Source organism: Cellulomonas alba (genome assembly GCF_030362835.1).
GTDB classification, from domain to species: Bacteria; Actinomycetota; Actinomycetes; order Actinomycetales; family Cellulomonadaceae; genus Cellulomonas; species Cellulomonas alba.
The window spans coordinates 1,604,830-1,618,458 of record NZ_JAUCGQ010000001.1 but is presented as its reverse complement, the minus strand read 5'-3'; the positions used below and the strand labels follow the sequence as shown (position 1 = coordinate 1,618,458).

Sequence of the window (13,629 nt, the reverse complement as noted above, 5' to 3'; positions counted from 1 at the left end):
GCGCGACCGCGACGGACACGACGAGCCACCGCAGCCGACGCCACGACGTCGAGCACGTAGTGGTTCCCCGTCGTCAGGACGACGGCCACCATCGCCACTGGGAAGAGCCACGCCAGCCACGCCGCGCGAGGGTGCGGCCCGCGCAGCGCGCGCCACACCGCGTAGGCGCACCAGGCGGCGAGGGCGACGTGCAGGCTGGGCATCGCGGAGTAGAGGTTGCCCGACGCCCGCGCCGCGCCGCGTCCAGCCAGGTCGTGCTGCGCGACGACGTCGACGACGCCGGGGACCGCGAACCGTGGCGGCGCCACCGGGACCACCCAGTACACGAGCAGCACCAGCGCGAGCATCGCGACGAGCGTCCGCCGCGCCTCGACGTACGACCCGGGACGGCGCACGTAGAGCCACGCGAGCGTCCCGACGACCACGAGGTAGTACGACCGGTAGACGAGCACCGCGACGAGCTGGACCCACGTCGGGCACCCGGCCAGCCACACGTTCGCTGCATGCTCGACGTCGAGGTGAAGCGCGCGCTCGACCGTCTGCAGCGTGCCGGCGTTCGCCGTTGCCGCACCGACCGCCCGGCCCGCGAGCGCGTGGAGGTACCCGAACAGCGCGAACCCGACGAGGAGACCCCCGAGCTCGATGAACCACGCGCGGGGCCGGGTCGTCAGCCGCTCCGCGGACCCGCCGGCGGGATCGTCGGCCCGCACGTCAGTCCGACGTCACGCCGTCGACGTAGAACCAGCGCCCGCCCTCGCGGACGAACCGGCTCACCTCGTGCAGCCGCCCGCGGCCGGCGGGGGACGCGAAGTGGGCCGTGAACTCCACGGTGCCGGCGGTGTCCCACGGCGAGCCGTGCTCGGTGCGGACGACGTCGAGGTGCCGCCACGTGACGTCGTCGTCGAGCTCGAGCGTCGCCGGCCGGGTGCGGGGGTGCCAGCTGGAGAGCAGGTAGGCGGCGTCGCCGACGGCGAAGGCGCTGTAGCGCGAGCGCATCAGCGCCTCGGCCGTCGGGGCCGCGGCGTCGCCTCGGTGGTAGCGACCGCAGCAGTCGTCGTACGCGTCGCCGGACCCGCAGGGACAGCGGTCCATCTGCTGCTCCTCCGCCCGATCGTCACGTCAGCCGTCCGAGCCACCGTAGCGGCGTCCAGCGGTCTCGAGCCGCGGACGGAGCGGTCCCCGGCCCGGTCAGACCGCCTCCGGGTCCAGCCCTTGTGCGGCGCGGCCGCCGTCGACCGGCAGCACGACGCCGTTGACGAACGACGCCGCGGGCGAGACGAGGAAAGCGATCACGTCCGCGACCTCGGTCGCCTCACCGACGCGTCCGAGCGGGTGCAGCCGTGCCATCTGCTCCTCCACCTCGCCGCGGCGGTCGGCCGGCAGTCCGTCCAGCAGCGCGTCGTACCGGGCCGTCCGGATCGACCCCAGCGCGACCGCGTTGGCGCGGATGCCGCGCGGGCCGTAGTCGACCGCGAGCGCCCGCGTCAGCCCCTCGACCGCCGCCTTGGCCGTCGCGTAGGGCAGCGCGCCGCGCACCGCCCGCTGCGCCTGGTGCGAGGACACGTTGACCACCGAACCGGCCGTCCCGTCCGCGAGGAACGTCTGCACCGCGACCGCGGACCCGACCACCGCCGGCGCGAGGTTCGCCTCGAGCGCCCGCAGCGCGCCCGCCGGGTCGTCGTGGAGCGCGACGTCCTCGAAGACGGCCGCGTCGTTGACCCACCCCGCCAGGCCGCCGTGCGCCCGCGCGGCCGCGACGGCCGCTCGGCACGTCTCCAGGTCGGTGCAGTCGCCCGTCACGACCGAGAACCGCGCGTCCGGCGGGTCCGGCTCGGCCAGGTCGAGCACGACGAGGTGATGGCCGGCGTCCGCGAGCCGAGCGGCGATCGCCCGCCCGACACCGCGGGCCGCGCCCGTCACCACGACGGCGCCGCGCGCCTGCGAGGACATGCCTCGATCGTGTCCGAGCGACTCGGCTCGCGCGAGGGGGACCGATGCCCGCTCGGCAGGCGGACAGGCGTCCACCTTGGTAGCAACGGGGGATGCGGATACGCGACACCGGTGACCTGTGGTGGAAGGACGCGGTCTTCTACTGCGTCGACGTCGACATGTACATGGACTGGGACGGCGACGGTGTCGGCGACCTCGAGGGGCTGATCCAGCGGATCGACCACCTGTCCGACCTCGGCGTCACGTGCCTGTGGCTGATGCCCTTCTACCCGGCGGGCGGCGTCGACGACGGGTACGACATCACCGACTTCTACGGCGTCGACCCGCGCTCGGGGAACGCGGGCGACCTCGTCGCGCTGATCCGCACGGCGCGCGACCGCGGCATCCGCGTCATCGTCGACCTCGTCGTCAACCACACGTCCGACAAGCACCCGTGGTTCCGGTCGGCGCGCAGCAGCCCGAGCAGCCCGTACCGCGACTTCTACGTGTGGAGCGAGAAGGAGCCGCCGCAGGACAAGAGCCAGGTGGTGTTCCCCGACAAGGAGGACGGCATCTGGAGCTTCGACGACAAGGCGCAGCTCTGGTACCGGCATCACTTCTACCGTCAGCAGCCCGATCTCAACACGGCGAACCCGCGAGTGCGTGACGAGCTGGCGAAGGTCATCGGGTTCTGGTCGGCCGTCGGGGTCAACGGGTTCCGTGTCGACGCGGTGCCGTTCTTCCTGGCGGACGCCGCGAACTGGCCGGGCGACGACGTCGAGCACCGGCACGACTTCCTCGTCGAGCTCCGCTCGTTCCTGACGCGCCGCATCGGCGACGGGATCCTGCTCGGTGAGGTGAACCTGCCGTACGACCAGCAGGTCGAGTTCTTCGGCGGGCCGCCCGAGCGGGACGGCGACGAGCTGAACGTGCAGTTCGACTTCAACCTGATGCAGGCGACGTACCTCGCGTTCGCGCGGCAGGATGCGCAGCCCCTCGCGGCGACGCTCGAGCGGCGGCCCCGCATCCCGCGCGACGCGCAGTGGGCGACGTTCCTGCGCAACCACGACGAGCTGACGCTGGACAAGCTCAGCGACGACGAGCGCGCCGAGGTGTTCGCGGCGTTCGGGCCCGATCCCGACATGCAGCTGTACGGGCGCGGTCTGCGGCGGCGGCTGCCGCCGATGCTCGACGGCGACCCGCGGCGGCTGCGGATGGCGTACTCGCTGCTCTTCGCCATGCCCGGCGCGCCCGTGCTGTTCTACGGCGAGGAGATCGGCATGGGGGAGAACCTCGCGGTCCCCGGCCGGATGGCGGTGCGGACGCCCATGCAGTGGGCGGCCCGACGCAACGGCGGCTTCTCGGACGCCCCCCGCTCGCGGCTGGTCGCGCCGCTGACCGAGGACGGCTACGGACCGGAGCACGTCAACGTCGACGCGCAGCGCGACGACCCCGGGTCGCTGCTCCGGTTCATCCAGCTGCTGATCCGCCGGTTCCGTGAGTGCCCCGAGCTCGCCTGGGACACGCGCGTCGAGGTGCTCGACCAGCCCGTCAGCTCGGTGCTGGCGCTGCGGTCGCGGTGGGACGACGGCGAGATCGTCACGGTGCACAACCTCGCGCCCGACGCGCAGAGCGTGCCGCTCCAGCTCGAGGACGCGGACGCCGACGTGCGGCTCGTCGACCTGCTCGGGCCGGGCGAGTGCGCGCCGGACGGCCGCGGTCGCGTCACCGTCGACCTCGACGGGTACGGCTACCGCTGGCTGCGCGTCGTGCGACCGGGCCACCGCCGGCTGCGGTGACAGGAGCCTGCCGCCGCTCGGTGCCGAGTCGCTACCCGACCGCGGCTGCGGCCCTCCCGAGCCACGCGAGAGCGCGCACGCTCTCCCAGGTGCCCGCCTTCAGCTGCGTCGCCGCGTCCTGCGCGGCGGCCAGGAGCGGCCGGCTCTCGGGCCGCTCCGGGTGGGTCGCCGCGAGGACCGCGACGGACTCGACGGCCTCCCAGCTGCCGAGCTTCAACCGACTCGCCGCGTCGAACGCGCGGTCCGCCGCCGGTCGTGAGTCCATCGTGGCCCAGCCCTCCGCTCATGGTCCGTCGGCTCCCGCGCCGACGCCGCGCGCTCTCGGCGCTGGGCCGGATCGTAGACGTCGAGGGGCTCAGGCTTCAGGGATCGCGCGGTCGAAGATGTCGGGTCGCGGGACGTCGGGGTCCGGGCCGCCGCGGGTGCCGGTGTCGAGCGCGTCGATCGCGTCGAGCTCGTCGGGCGTCAGCTCGAACCCGAAGACGTCGAAGTTCTCCGCGATGCGCGCGGGGTTCACGGACTTCGGGATCGCCGAGCGGCCCTGCTGGAGGTGCCAGCGGAGCATCACCTGCGCGGCCGTCCGGCCGTGCGCCGCCGCGATCGCGGTGAGCGTCGGGTCGTCGAGGATGCGCCGGCCGTAGTCGCCCCAGCCGGGATAGAACGTGATGCCGCCGATCGGCGACCACGCCTGCGTGACGATGCCGTGCGTCGCGTCGACCGCCTGGAGCTCGCGCTGCGCGAAGTACGGGTGGAGCTCGACCTGGTTCACCGCGGGCACGACGTCGGACTCGCGCAGCAGGTCGTCGAGGTGGTGCGGCGTGAAGTTGCTGACGCCGATCGCGTGCACCGCGCCGTCGTAGAACAGCCGCTCCAGCGCGTGGTACGCGTCGACCGTCTTGGCCCATCGGTCGGGCGCCGGCTGGTGGAGGATCAGCAGGTCGATGCGGTCGACGCCGAGCTTGCCCGTCGCCTTGTCGAACGCGTGCAGCGTCTGCGTGTAGCCGTAGTCGGACACCCAGACCTTGGTCTCGAGGAACACCTCGTCGCGGTCGACGCCCGAGCGGCGCAGGCCCTCGCCCACCTGGCGCTCGTTTTCGTACGCGGCGGCGGTGTCGATGTGGCGGTAGCCGACGCGCAGCGCGGACTCGACGGCCTGCGCGGTCTCGTCGGGCGGGCTCTGGAACACGCCGAGGCCGAGCGCGGGCATCTCGAGGCCGTTGTTGAGCGTCAGCAGCGGGACGGTGGTCATCGCGGGGTCTCCTCGGGAAACGAGCCGGGCTTCGTCGGGTGCTGGTCGCGCGGCACGAGCCGCACCGTCACCGTCGCCGCCTGTGCGCCGACGACCGTGCCCACGATCTCCGGGCCGTGCTCGTCGTACTTCGTGTGGTAGGCCGCGTCGATCCGGCCAGCGTCCGCCACGGGTTCCTCGAACGTCACGTCCTTCTCGATCGAGCCGACGCTCACGTGGCCGGCGCCCGACGCGAGCGCCCGACGGAACCAGCCGTTCTCGGGTCCGTACGCCGACCGCACGTAGACGCCGTCGTCCACCCGCACCACCCAGATCGTCACCGGCGGCCGGGTGGTGCCGTCGGGACGGAACGACGCGATGTCGAGCTCTTCGGTCTCTTCGATCTCGTCGAGCTCGTCAGCGGTCCAGGCGGTCACGGTCGCCTCCGGTCGGTAGGGGTCGTGACGAGCATGCTCCGCGGGCCGCCGAGGTGCGCGGTGGGCGGGTCGGACGCCCCGTTCGCCCGTGTGCGCGCTCTACGCTGACGCCGTGACCTCCCCGGACGCGATCGGGCTCGTGCTCGCCAGGCCGGCTCGCATGCTCGGGATCGAGCCGTTCTTCATGGAGCTCATCGCGGGCATCGAGGAGACGCTCGGCCGCGAGAACCGGTCGCTGCTGCTGCACGTGGTCCGCGGGCAGGCGGACGAGATCCGTGCGTACGACCGGTGGGCGCGCGACGAGATGGTCGCCGCCGTGGTCGTGGTGAACGTGACGGTCGACGACGAGCGGTTGCGTGTTCTCGAGCGCCTCGGGCTGCCCACGGTGGTCGTCGGCGGTCCGGAGCGCGAGCTCGGGTTCGCGCACGTGTTCGTCGACAACGGGGGCGCCGTGCGCGAGGCCGTCGGGCACCTCGTCGCGCTCGGGCACCGTCGCCTGGCGCGCGTCTCCGGGCCCGCGAACCTCGCGCACACCCGCACGCGCGACACGGCGTTCCTCGACGAGTGCGCCACGCGCGGCGTGCAGGCCGTCGTCGTCGAGGGCGACTACAGCGAGGAGTCGGGCGCGAGCGCCACGCGTGCGCTGCTCGGCCGCGGCAACCGGCCGTCGGTGATCGTCTACGACAACGACGTGATGGCCGTCGGCGGCCTGGCGACGGCGCGCGAGATGCAGGTGGGCGTGCCGGCGGAGGTGTCGTTGCTGGCGTGGGACGACTCGGCCCTGTGCCGGCTGTCGAGCCCGGCGCTGTCGGCGATGAGCATGGACGTGCACGCGGTCGGGGCGCGCGTCGCGGACTGCGTGCTCAACCTGCTCGCGTCGGGCGAGCCCGCGGTCTACAACGCGCCGCTGCCGCAGCTCGTCACGCGCGGCACGACCGGGCCGGCGCCCGGCGCCTGAGCGGAGCTCAGCTCCCTGCGGCCAGCGCGACCTCCACCGCGCGCAGCCCCGGCCGACGCGGCGACAGCTCGGACTGCAGCACCAGCGAGCACGCGCCGATGGCCGCGGCCTCGGGCGCGTTCGACGAGATGAGCACCTCGACCGAGTGCGACTCGCGCGCGAAGAACGTCGCGTCGAGGTGCTGCTGGACGACCGGCAGGTAGAGCGACCCGGCGAGCGCGAACGCCGGACCGGTGAGCACCACGAGGTCGAGGTCGAGCACGTTGGCGAGCGCCTGCGCGCACACGGCGACGTAGCGCGCCGAGTCGCGCAGGATCGCGACCGCCGCCTCCTCGCCGCGCCCCGCGGCCCGCGCGACCTCGGCGAAGTCCTGCAGGACGTCGCCGCCCGTCAGCGCGAGCCCGGCGTCGTGCGCGGCGTCGACCACGCGCTGCGGGCCTCCGAGCACCTCGGCGCAGCCGCGGGCGCCGCACCAGCACTGCGGCCCGTTCATGTCGAGGCAGAGGTGGCCGGCCTCGCCCGCGTTCGAGCTCGAGCCCCGCAGCACCGTGCCGTCGAGCACGATCCCGGCGCCGAGGCCCGAGCCCATGTACAGCGCCGCGAACGTCGAGCGGACGTCGATCGCGCCCGCCCAGTACTCGCCGAGCGCGGCCGCGGTGGCGTCGTTGTCGAGCAGGACGGGCAGGCCGATCGCGTCCTCGAGCGCCGACGCGAGCGGGAAGTCGGTCCAGCGCTCCATGAAGGGTGACGTCAGCGTCATGCGCGTGTGCTGGAAGATCGGGCCGGGGGCCACCACGCCGACGCCGATCACGCGCTCGGGGTCCACGGCGACGCGCGCGAGGTTGTCCCGGATGTCCGCCGCGATGCGGTCGACGACCTCGGGCGGCTCCTGCGAGCCGATGCCGGGGCGCTTCCAGCGGGCGACGATCGTGCCGGCGAGGTCGCTCAGCACCGATGTGATGCCGCCGTGGTCGAGGTGCACGCCGATCGCGAACCGCGCCGCGGGGTTGAGCTGCAGGAGCGTCGGTCGCTTGCCGCCGGTGGACTCGCCGTGGCCCACCTCGACCACGAGGCCCTCGTCGATCAGCCGGCGGACGACGGTCGAGACGGTCGGCGCGGAGAAGCTCGACTGCTGCGTGAGCTCGACGCGGGAGATCGTGCCCGCCGCTCGGATGATGTCGAGGATCGCCGCCTGGCTGCTCAGGTGGTCCGTGCCGAGCCTCTGACGTGGCATGCGGTGTCCTTCGTGGGTGGTGGGCCTGGGCACAGGGTAACGATCGAGCACCGCTCCAGAACCCGACGCCCGGAGGGTCTTGCCTAACTTAGTTCAGTACCTTAAGAATGATCGGAAGCTTCATCCCCCCGGCACGACGCGGTGCCGGGCCATCGAGAGGATCGACGATGTTCCCTCACGCCCGACGCAACCGGCTCGCCGCCCTGGCGTCCGCCGGCGCCGTCATCGCCCTCACCGCCGCGTGCTCCAGCGGAGGCGGAAGCGCCGGCGATACCGCCGGCCCGAGCTCCGGCCAGACCCCGTCCGGCGCGATCAAGGTCGTCACGTGGCGCACCGACCTGATCCAGGACGGCACGTTCGACAAGTACGCGCAGGAGTTCCAGGCCAAGTACCCGGACGTCAAGGTGACGTTCGAGGGCCACACGGACTACGAGGGCGAGGTCAAGACCCTCATGAACACCGACGACTACGGCGACGTGCTCGGCATCATCAACACGATCACGCCGGCGCAGCTCCCGGACTTCTTCGAGCCCCTCGGCAAGCAGTCGGACCTCGAGCAGCACTACCAGTTCATCAGCAGCAAGTCGTTCGACGGCACGACGTACGGCATCCCGGTCGTCGTCAACGCGCAGGGCATCGTCTACAACAAGTCGGTGTGGCAGAAGGCCGGTCTGACGGACCTGCCCAAGACGCCGGACGAGTTCGTCCAGGACCTGCAGAAGATCAGGTCGACCCAGCCGGACACCGTGCCGCTGTACACGAACTACAAGGACGGCTGGCCCCTCACGCAGTGGGAGGGCGACGTCGGCTCCGTGACGGGCGACGCCGACGCGGTGAACAAGCTCGCCACGATCGACGACCCCTGGGCCGCCGGCCAGGAGCACAACGTGATCGACACGCTGCTCTACGACGTCGTCAAGGACAAGCTCACCGAGGCCGACCCGACGACCACGAACTGGGAGAAGTCGAAGGACCTCATCGCCACCGGCAAGATCGGCACGATGGTGCTCGGGTCGTGGGCCATCAGCCAGATGCAGGCCGCGGCCGAGAAGGCCGGCACCGGCGCCGACACCATCGGGTACATGCCGTTCCCGGTGCAGGCGAACGGCTCGTGGAACTCGGTCGTGGGGCCCGACTACAACCAGGGCATCAACATCCACTCGAAGCACAAGGCCGCGGCCCGCGCGTGGATCGACTGGTTCAACAACGAGTCGGGCTTCGCCGCGAGCCAGGGTGGGCTGTCGCCCGTGAAGGGGAGCCCGGACCCTGCGACGCTCAAGGACTTCGGCTCGCTCGGCGTCAAGTACCTCGAGCTCAAGCCCGCCGAGCCGGGCAAGGAGTCGCTGGTCAACGACATCGACAAGCAGGCGGAGATCGGCCTCTACGCGCCGGACTACCGCAAGCGGATCGTCGACGCGGCGCGCGGCGCGAGCAAGGAGTCGTTGCAGCAGATCTTCGACGACCTGAACTCGAGGTGGAAGGACGCGCGCGCGGCCGCAGGCGACTGAGCCGTCCCACTGACCGGTGCGGGGCCTCGACCTCGAGGTGGCGTCGAGGCCCCGCACCCCCAGCCCGCACGACGCCCCCGAGCGCGGCGTCCACCGAGAGACGAGAGCGATGACCGACGTGACCGACGCGGCCCGGGCGACGACACTCGAACCCGCTCCGACCCCGCCCGCGCGCCGGCGCCGGCGCACCGGCCGGGGCTGGCCCGCGACGCCCTACCTGTTCGTGGCCGCCGCCGTGGCGCTGCTGCTCGTGTTCACGTACGTGCCCGTCGTGAACATGTTCTGGTACTCGCTGACGGACTGGGACGGGCTGTCGAAGACGAAGGACTTCGTGGGCCTCGACAACTACGTCGAGGTGTTCACGCGGAAGGACATCTTCGCGGTGTTCTTCGTCAGCCTCTACTACTTCGTGGCGTCGTTCGTGCAGATCGCGCTCGCGCTGTACTTCGCGACGCTGCTCACGTTCTCGACCCGGTTCCGCAACTTCTTCAAGGGCGTCATCTTCTTCCCGTACCTGATCAACGGGGTCGCGATCGGGCTGATCTTCCTGTTCTTCTTCCAGCCCGGCGGGACGCTCGACTCGGTGCTGCACGCGTTCCACGTGGGGCACGCCCCGTACCCGCTGTGGCTCGGCGACCCGGACATCGCGAACGTCTCGCTCGCGGGCGTCAGCGTCTGGCGCTACCTCGGGCTGAACTTCGTGCTGTTCCTGGGCGCGATGCAGTCGATCTCGGGAGAGCTGTACGAGGCGGCCGAGCTCGACGGCGCGACGCGCTGGCACGAGTTCCGGTACATCATCGCGCCGAGCATCCGGCCCATCATCGGGCTGTCCGTGATCCTCGCGATCGCCGGCTCGCTCTCGGTCTTCGAGATCCCGTTCATCATGACGCAGGGCGCGAACGGCACGACGACGTTCGTCATCAAGACCGTCAAGCTCGCCTTCACGTTCAACAAGTTCGGCCTCGCCTCGGCGATGGCGGTCGTCCTGCTGCTCATCGTGCTGGTCGTGACGGCGATCCAGCGGTGGGTGTTCCCCGACGAGAAAGGGGGCCGCCCGTGAGGACCGCCGCCGCCAGGACCGGCAAGTACGTCTCGCTCGTGGTCGCGTGCCTGTTCGCACTCGTGCCCATCGCGGTGATCGTCACGTCGTCGCTGAAGACCGACGCCGAGTTCGCGTCGACCGGCCCGCTGACGATGCCGCGCAGCTGGACGAACTTCGGCAACTACGTCACGGCGTTCACCGACGGGCACATGCTGCGCGGCTTCGCGAACACCGCGATCATCCTCGTGATCTCGCTCGCGGGGACGATCCTGATCGGGACGACGGCGGCGTACGCCATCGACCGGTTCGACTTCCGCGGCAAGAAGGTCGTCCTCGGGCTGTTTCTGGTCGCGACGCTCGTGCCCGGGGTCACCACGCAGGTGGCGACGTTCAAGGTGGTCGACACGCTCGGGCTCTTCGACACCCGGTGGTCGGCCGTGGTGCTCTTCATGGGCACCGACATCATCTCGCTCTACATCTTCATCCAGTTCATGCGGAGCATCCCGAAGGACCTGGACGAAGCCGCGACGATCGACGGCGCCAACCACTTCACGATCTACCGGAAGGTGATCCTTCCGCTGCTCAAACCGGCCATCGCGACGGTCGTGATCGTCAAGGGGATCGCGATCTACAACGAGTTCTACATTCCGTTCCTCTACATGCCGTCCGACCGGCTGGGCGTGATCTCGACGTCGCTGTTCCGGTTCAAGGGGCCGTTCGGCGCACACTGGGAAGTGATCTGCGCGGGCGTCGTCATCGTGCTCGTGCCGACGCTGGTCCTCTTCCTGGCGCTGCAGCGCTACATCTACAACGGGTTCACCACGGGGGCCGTGAAATAGGACGCACCGACGCATTCCCGAGCGCACCGAACCACTGGCGCACCGCCGCCGGAACCGCATCCCCAGGAGCCCCTTCCATGCACCACGAGGTCCTGACCGACGGCTGGACGCTGACCGCCGTCGCCGGCCCCGCACCGACCGAGCTGCTCGGCCGTCCCGTCCCCACGCGCGTCCCCGGCACGAGCCACACGGCGCTGCTCGACGCGGGGCTGATCCCGGACCCGTACGTCGAGCGGAACGAGACGGCCCTGGCGTGGATGAAGCGCGTCGGCTGGGCGTTCGAGCGCGCTCTGGACCTCGCGCCCGCGGGCGACGACGAGCGCGTCGACCTCGTGCTCGACGGCGTCGACACGGTCGCGACCGTCTCGGTCGGGGGGCACGAGCTCGGTCGGACCGCGAACCAGCACCGCTCGTACCGCTTCGACGTGCGCGCGCTCGCGGGTCGCGGAGAGCTGCCGCTGCGGGTCGACGTCGCGTCGGCGCTCGCGTACGCCGAGGGCGAGGCGGCGAGGCTCGGCGCGCGCCCGTCGCCCTACCCGCAGCCCTACAACATGGTCCGGAAGATGGCGTGCTCGTTCGGCTGGGACTGGGGCCCGGACCTCCAGACGGCGGGGCTGTGGAAGCCGGTGCGGGTCGAACGCTGGCGCGTCGCGCGACTCGCGTCGGTCCGGCCCCTCGTCACGGTCGCCGCCGACGGCGACGGACGCGTCGAGGTGCACGTGGAGCTCGAACGGTCCGGCCTCCCCAGCTCGGGCGGCCCCCTGCTGGTGCGCGCCCGCGCGGCCGGTGTCGAGGCCGAGGTCGTCGTCGCTCCCGACGCCGGCACCGCGGTGGTCGTGCTCGACGTGCCGGCGCCCGCGCTGTGGTGGCCCGTCGGGTACGGCGAGCAGGCGCTGCACGGGCTCGAGGTCGAGCTGGCGGCGGACGGGTCCGGCGCTCCCGTGCTCGACGCGTGGTCGCGGCGGATCGGGTTCCGCACGATCGAGGTCGACACGAGCGGGGACGATCACGGCACCCGGTTCACGATGGTCGTCAACGGCGTGCCGGTCTTCGTGAAGGGCGCGAACTGGATCCCGGACGACCACCTGCTGACGCGGATCACGCGCGAGCGGCTCGCCCGCCGGATCGACCAGGCGGTCGACGCGAACCTCAACCTGCTCCGCGTGTGGGGCGGCGGCATCTACGAGTCCGAGGACTTCTACGAGCTCTGCGACGCGCGCGGGGTGCTCGTGTGGCAGGACTTCCTGCTCGCCTGCGCGGCCTACCCCGAGGAGTCGCCGCTGTGGGAGGAGATCGAGGCCGAGGCGCGGGAGAACGTCGTGCGGCTGGCGCCGCACCCGTCGCTCGCGCTGTGGAACGGCGGCAACGAGAACCTCTGGGGTCACGAGGACTGGGGCTGGAAGGCGGAGCTCGACGGGCGGTCGTGGGGCGAGCGGTACGCGCTGGAGCTGCTGGCCGGGGTCGTCGCGGAGCTCGACCCGACCCGCGCCTACAGCCCGAACAGCCCGTCGACCCCGCGCCGGCCGGCCGCCGACGTCCACCCGAACGACCCGGACCACGGCACGCACCACGAGTGGGAGGTGTGGAACCGCGTCGACTACGCGCACTACCGGGACGACGTGCCGCGGTTCTGCTCGGAGTTCGGGTTCCAGGGCCCGCCGACGTGGGCGACGCTGACGCGCGCGGTCGGGGCCGACGCCGACGGGCTGACGAAGGACGACCCGACGTTCCTGCTGCACCAGAAGGCCGACGACGGCAACGCCAAGCTCGACCGCGGCCTCGCGCCGCACCTCGGAGTGCCGAGCGACTTCGTCGACTGGCACTGGGCCACGCAGCTGAACCAGGCGCGCGCCGTCGAGCACGCGATCGCGCACTACCGGTCGTGGTGGCCGCGCACCGCGGGAGCGATCGTCTGGCAGCTCAACGACTGCTGGCCGGTGACGTCGTGGGCCGCGGTCGACGGTGACGAGCGGCCGAAGCCCCTCTGGTACGCGCTGCGGCACGCCTTCGCGGACCGCGTGCTGACCGTGGTGCGGCGCGCCGACCGGCTCGCCGTCGCCGTGGTCAACGACACGGACGCGCCGTGGGTCGGGGCGCTCGGGCTGACGCGGAGCTGGCTCGACGGGACCGAGCTCGCGCACGAGTCGCACGACGTCGTCGCCGCGCCGCGGTCCGTCGTCGTCGTGCTTGCTGGTGACGCGGTCGCCCTGCCGGACCAGACTGGCGCCGAGGCCCTCGTGGCGCGGCTCGGGACGGTCCGCACCGTGCACACCTGGGCGGAGGACGTGGACCTCGCGCTCGACCCCGCCGCGGTGCGGGCGACGGCGCGTCGCGTCGACGGGGGGTACGAGGTGATCGTGGCGGCGGACTCGCTGGTGCGCGACGTCGCGCTGCTCGTCGACCGGCTCGCGCCCGACGCGCGCGTCGACGACCAGCTGGTGACGCTCTTCGCCGGCGAGACGGCGACGTTCCGCGTGACGACGGACGCCGCGCTCGACCCCCTCGCGCTGACGAGGCGGCCCGTGCTGCGCAGCGCGAACGACCTGCGGGACCGTGTGCAGACGCCCGTGGGGCCGGCCGGCGGTGGTGGCGGCCGTTCGTCCGCCGGCATCGCGGAGGACCGGGCATGACGGGCGACGCGGGCGCCGAGTGGGC

The 13,629-nt window shown here is 72.0% G+C and carries 12 protein-coding genes and 1 pseudogene; 6 read left to right on the top strand and 7 right to left on the bottom strand.

Annotated features, from left to right (window positions below):
• Positions 1 to 35 precede the first annotated feature (35 nt).
• The 3 genes and pseudogenes from QRT04_RS17205 to QRT04_RS07365 form a co-directional block, all read right to left on the bottom strand.
• Positions 36 to 710: pseudogene (locus tag QRT04_RS17205) on the bottom strand (phosphatase PAP2 family protein); the annotation flags it as partial.
• A gap of 1 nt (position 711) precedes the next feature.
• On the bottom strand, positions 712 to 1,092 hold the full coding sequence (locus QRT04_RS07370; RefSeq protein WP_289454568.1) for a YchJ family protein: 381 nt from the start codon (positions 1,090 to 1,092) through the stop codon (positions 712 to 714).
• 96 nt (positions 1,093 to 1,188) lie between these two features.
• The gene (locus tag QRT04_RS07365; protein WP_289454567.1) at positions 1,189 to 1,950 is read right to left on the bottom strand and encodes an SDR family NAD(P)-dependent oxidoreductase; all 762 of its coding nucleotides are present in this window, start codon (positions 1,948 to 1,950) and stop codon (positions 1,189 to 1,191) included.
• Between the two features lie 92 nt (positions 1,951 to 2,042).
• Between QRT04_RS07365 and QRT04_RS07360 the strand changes: the two genes are divergently transcribed.
• Positions 2,043 to 3,728 (top strand): alpha-amylase family protein, encoded by a 1,686-nt coding sequence (locus tag QRT04_RS07360; RefSeq protein WP_289454566.1) that lies wholly within the window; start codon positions 2,043 to 2,045, stop codon positions 3,726 to 3,728.
• 31 nt (positions 3,729 to 3,759) lie between these two features.
• On the opposite strand, the gene QRT04_RS07355 is transcribed toward QRT04_RS07360, so the two are convergent.
• From QRT04_RS07355 to QRT04_RS07345, 3 genes are all read right to left on the bottom strand, one after another.
• Positions 3,760 to 3,993: a hypothetical protein gene (locus QRT04_RS07355; RefSeq protein ID WP_289454565.1), complete on the bottom strand. Its 234-nt coding sequence runs from the start codon at positions 3,991 to 3,993 to the stop codon at positions 3,760 to 3,762.
• A gap of 90 nt (positions 3,994 to 4,083) precedes the next feature.
• A complete protein-coding gene (locus tag QRT04_RS07350; RefSeq protein ID WP_289454564.1) occupies positions 4,084 to 4,977 on the bottom strand; it encodes an aldo/keto reductase in 894 nt (297 codons plus the stop codon).
• The gene (locus QRT04_RS07345) at positions 4,974 to 5,393 is read right to left on the bottom strand and encodes a DUF2255 family protein (RefSeq protein WP_289454563.1); all 420 of its coding nucleotides are present in this window, start codon (positions 5,391 to 5,393) and stop codon (positions 4,974 to 4,976) included. Before QRT04_RS07345 ends, QRT04_RS07350 begins: the two co-directional genes overlap by 4 nt.
• Positions 5,394 to 5,505: 112 nt before the next feature.
• On the opposite strand from QRT04_RS07345, the gene QRT04_RS07340 reads away from it, so the two are divergent.
• Positions 5,506 to 6,351 carry a LacI family DNA-binding transcriptional regulator gene (locus QRT04_RS07340; RefSeq protein WP_289454561.1) on the top strand — a complete coding sequence of 282 codons (846 nt, stop codon included), beginning with the start codon at positions 5,506 to 5,508 and terminating at the stop codon, positions 6,349 to 6,351.
• 7 nt (positions 6,352 to 6,358) lie between these two features.
• Here the strand turns inward: QRT04_RS07340 and QRT04_RS07335 are convergent, their stop codons facing one another.
• Positions 6,359 to 7,585 carry an ROK family transcriptional regulator gene (locus QRT04_RS07335; RefSeq protein WP_289454558.1) on the bottom strand — a complete coding sequence of 409 codons (1,227 nt, stop codon included), beginning with the start codon at positions 7,583 to 7,585 and terminating at the stop codon, positions 6,359 to 6,361.
• 167 nt (positions 7,586 to 7,752) lie between these two features.
• Between QRT04_RS07335 and QRT04_RS07330 the strand changes: the two genes are divergently transcribed.
• The 4 genes from QRT04_RS07330 to QRT04_RS07315 all read left to right on the top strand — a co-directional run bounded on the left by QRT04_RS07330 (position 7,753) and on the right by QRT04_RS07315 (position 13,604).
• A complete protein-coding gene (locus QRT04_RS07330; RefSeq protein WP_289454556.1) occupies positions 7,753 to 9,093 on the top strand; it encodes an ABC transporter substrate-binding protein in 1,341 nt (446 codons plus the stop codon).
• A gap of 109 nt (positions 9,094 to 9,202) precedes the next feature.
• Entirely contained in the window at positions 9,203 to 10,153 is a 951-nt protein-coding gene (locus tag QRT04_RS07325) for a carbohydrate ABC transporter permease (protein ID WP_289454555.1), read from the top strand.
• Entirely contained in the window at positions 10,150 to 10,974 is an 825-nt protein-coding gene (locus QRT04_RS07320) for a carbohydrate ABC transporter permease (RefSeq protein WP_289454554.1), read from the top strand. Before QRT04_RS07325 ends, QRT04_RS07320 begins: the two co-directional genes overlap by 4 nt.
• 77 nt (positions 10,975 to 11,051) lie before the next feature.
• A complete protein-coding gene (locus tag QRT04_RS07315; RefSeq protein WP_289454553.1) occupies positions 11,052 to 13,604 on the top strand; it encodes a glycosyl hydrolase 2 galactose-binding domain-containing protein in 2,553 nt (850 codons plus the stop codon).
• Positions 13,605 to 13,629: the final 25 nt, after the last annotated feature.

Bases quoted from the DNA above. Each gene is read 5' to 3' on its own strand.
- QRT04_RS07355 (WP_289454565.1), bottom strand. From the start codon at position 3,993: ATGGACTCACGACCGGCGGCGGACCGCGCGTTCGACGCGGCGAGTCGG.
- QRT04_RS07315 (WP_289454553.1), top strand. From the start codon at position 11,052: ATGCACCACGAGGTCCTGACCGACGGCTGGACGCTGACCGCCGTCGCC.
- QRT04_RS07325 (WP_289454555.1), top strand. From the start codon at position 9,203: ATGACCGACGTGACCGACGCGGCCCGGGCGACGACACTCGAACCCGCT.
- QRT04_RS07370 (WP_289454568.1), bottom strand. From the start codon at position 1,092: ATGGACCGCTGTCCCTGCGGGTCCGGCGACGCGTACGACGACTGCTGC.
- QRT04_RS07360 (WP_289454566.1), top strand. From the start codon at position 2,043: ATGCGGATACGCGACACCGGTGACCTGTGGTGGAAGGACGCGGTCTTC.
- QRT04_RS07335 (WP_289454558.1), bottom strand. From the start codon at position 7,585: ATGCCACGTCAGAGGCTCGGCACGGACCACCTGAGCAGCCAGGCGGCG.
- QRT04_RS07350 (WP_289454564.1), bottom strand. From the start codon at position 4,977: ATGACCACCGTCCCGCTGCTGACGCTCAACAACGGCCTCGAGATGCCC.
- QRT04_RS07330 (WP_289454556.1), top strand. From the start codon at position 7,753: ATGTTCCCTCACGCCCGACGCAACCGGCTCGCCGCCCTGGCGTCCGCC.
- QRT04_RS07365 (WP_289454567.1), bottom strand. From the start codon at position 1,950: ATGTCCTCGCAGGCGCGCGGCGCCGTCGTGGTGACGGGCGCGGCCCGC.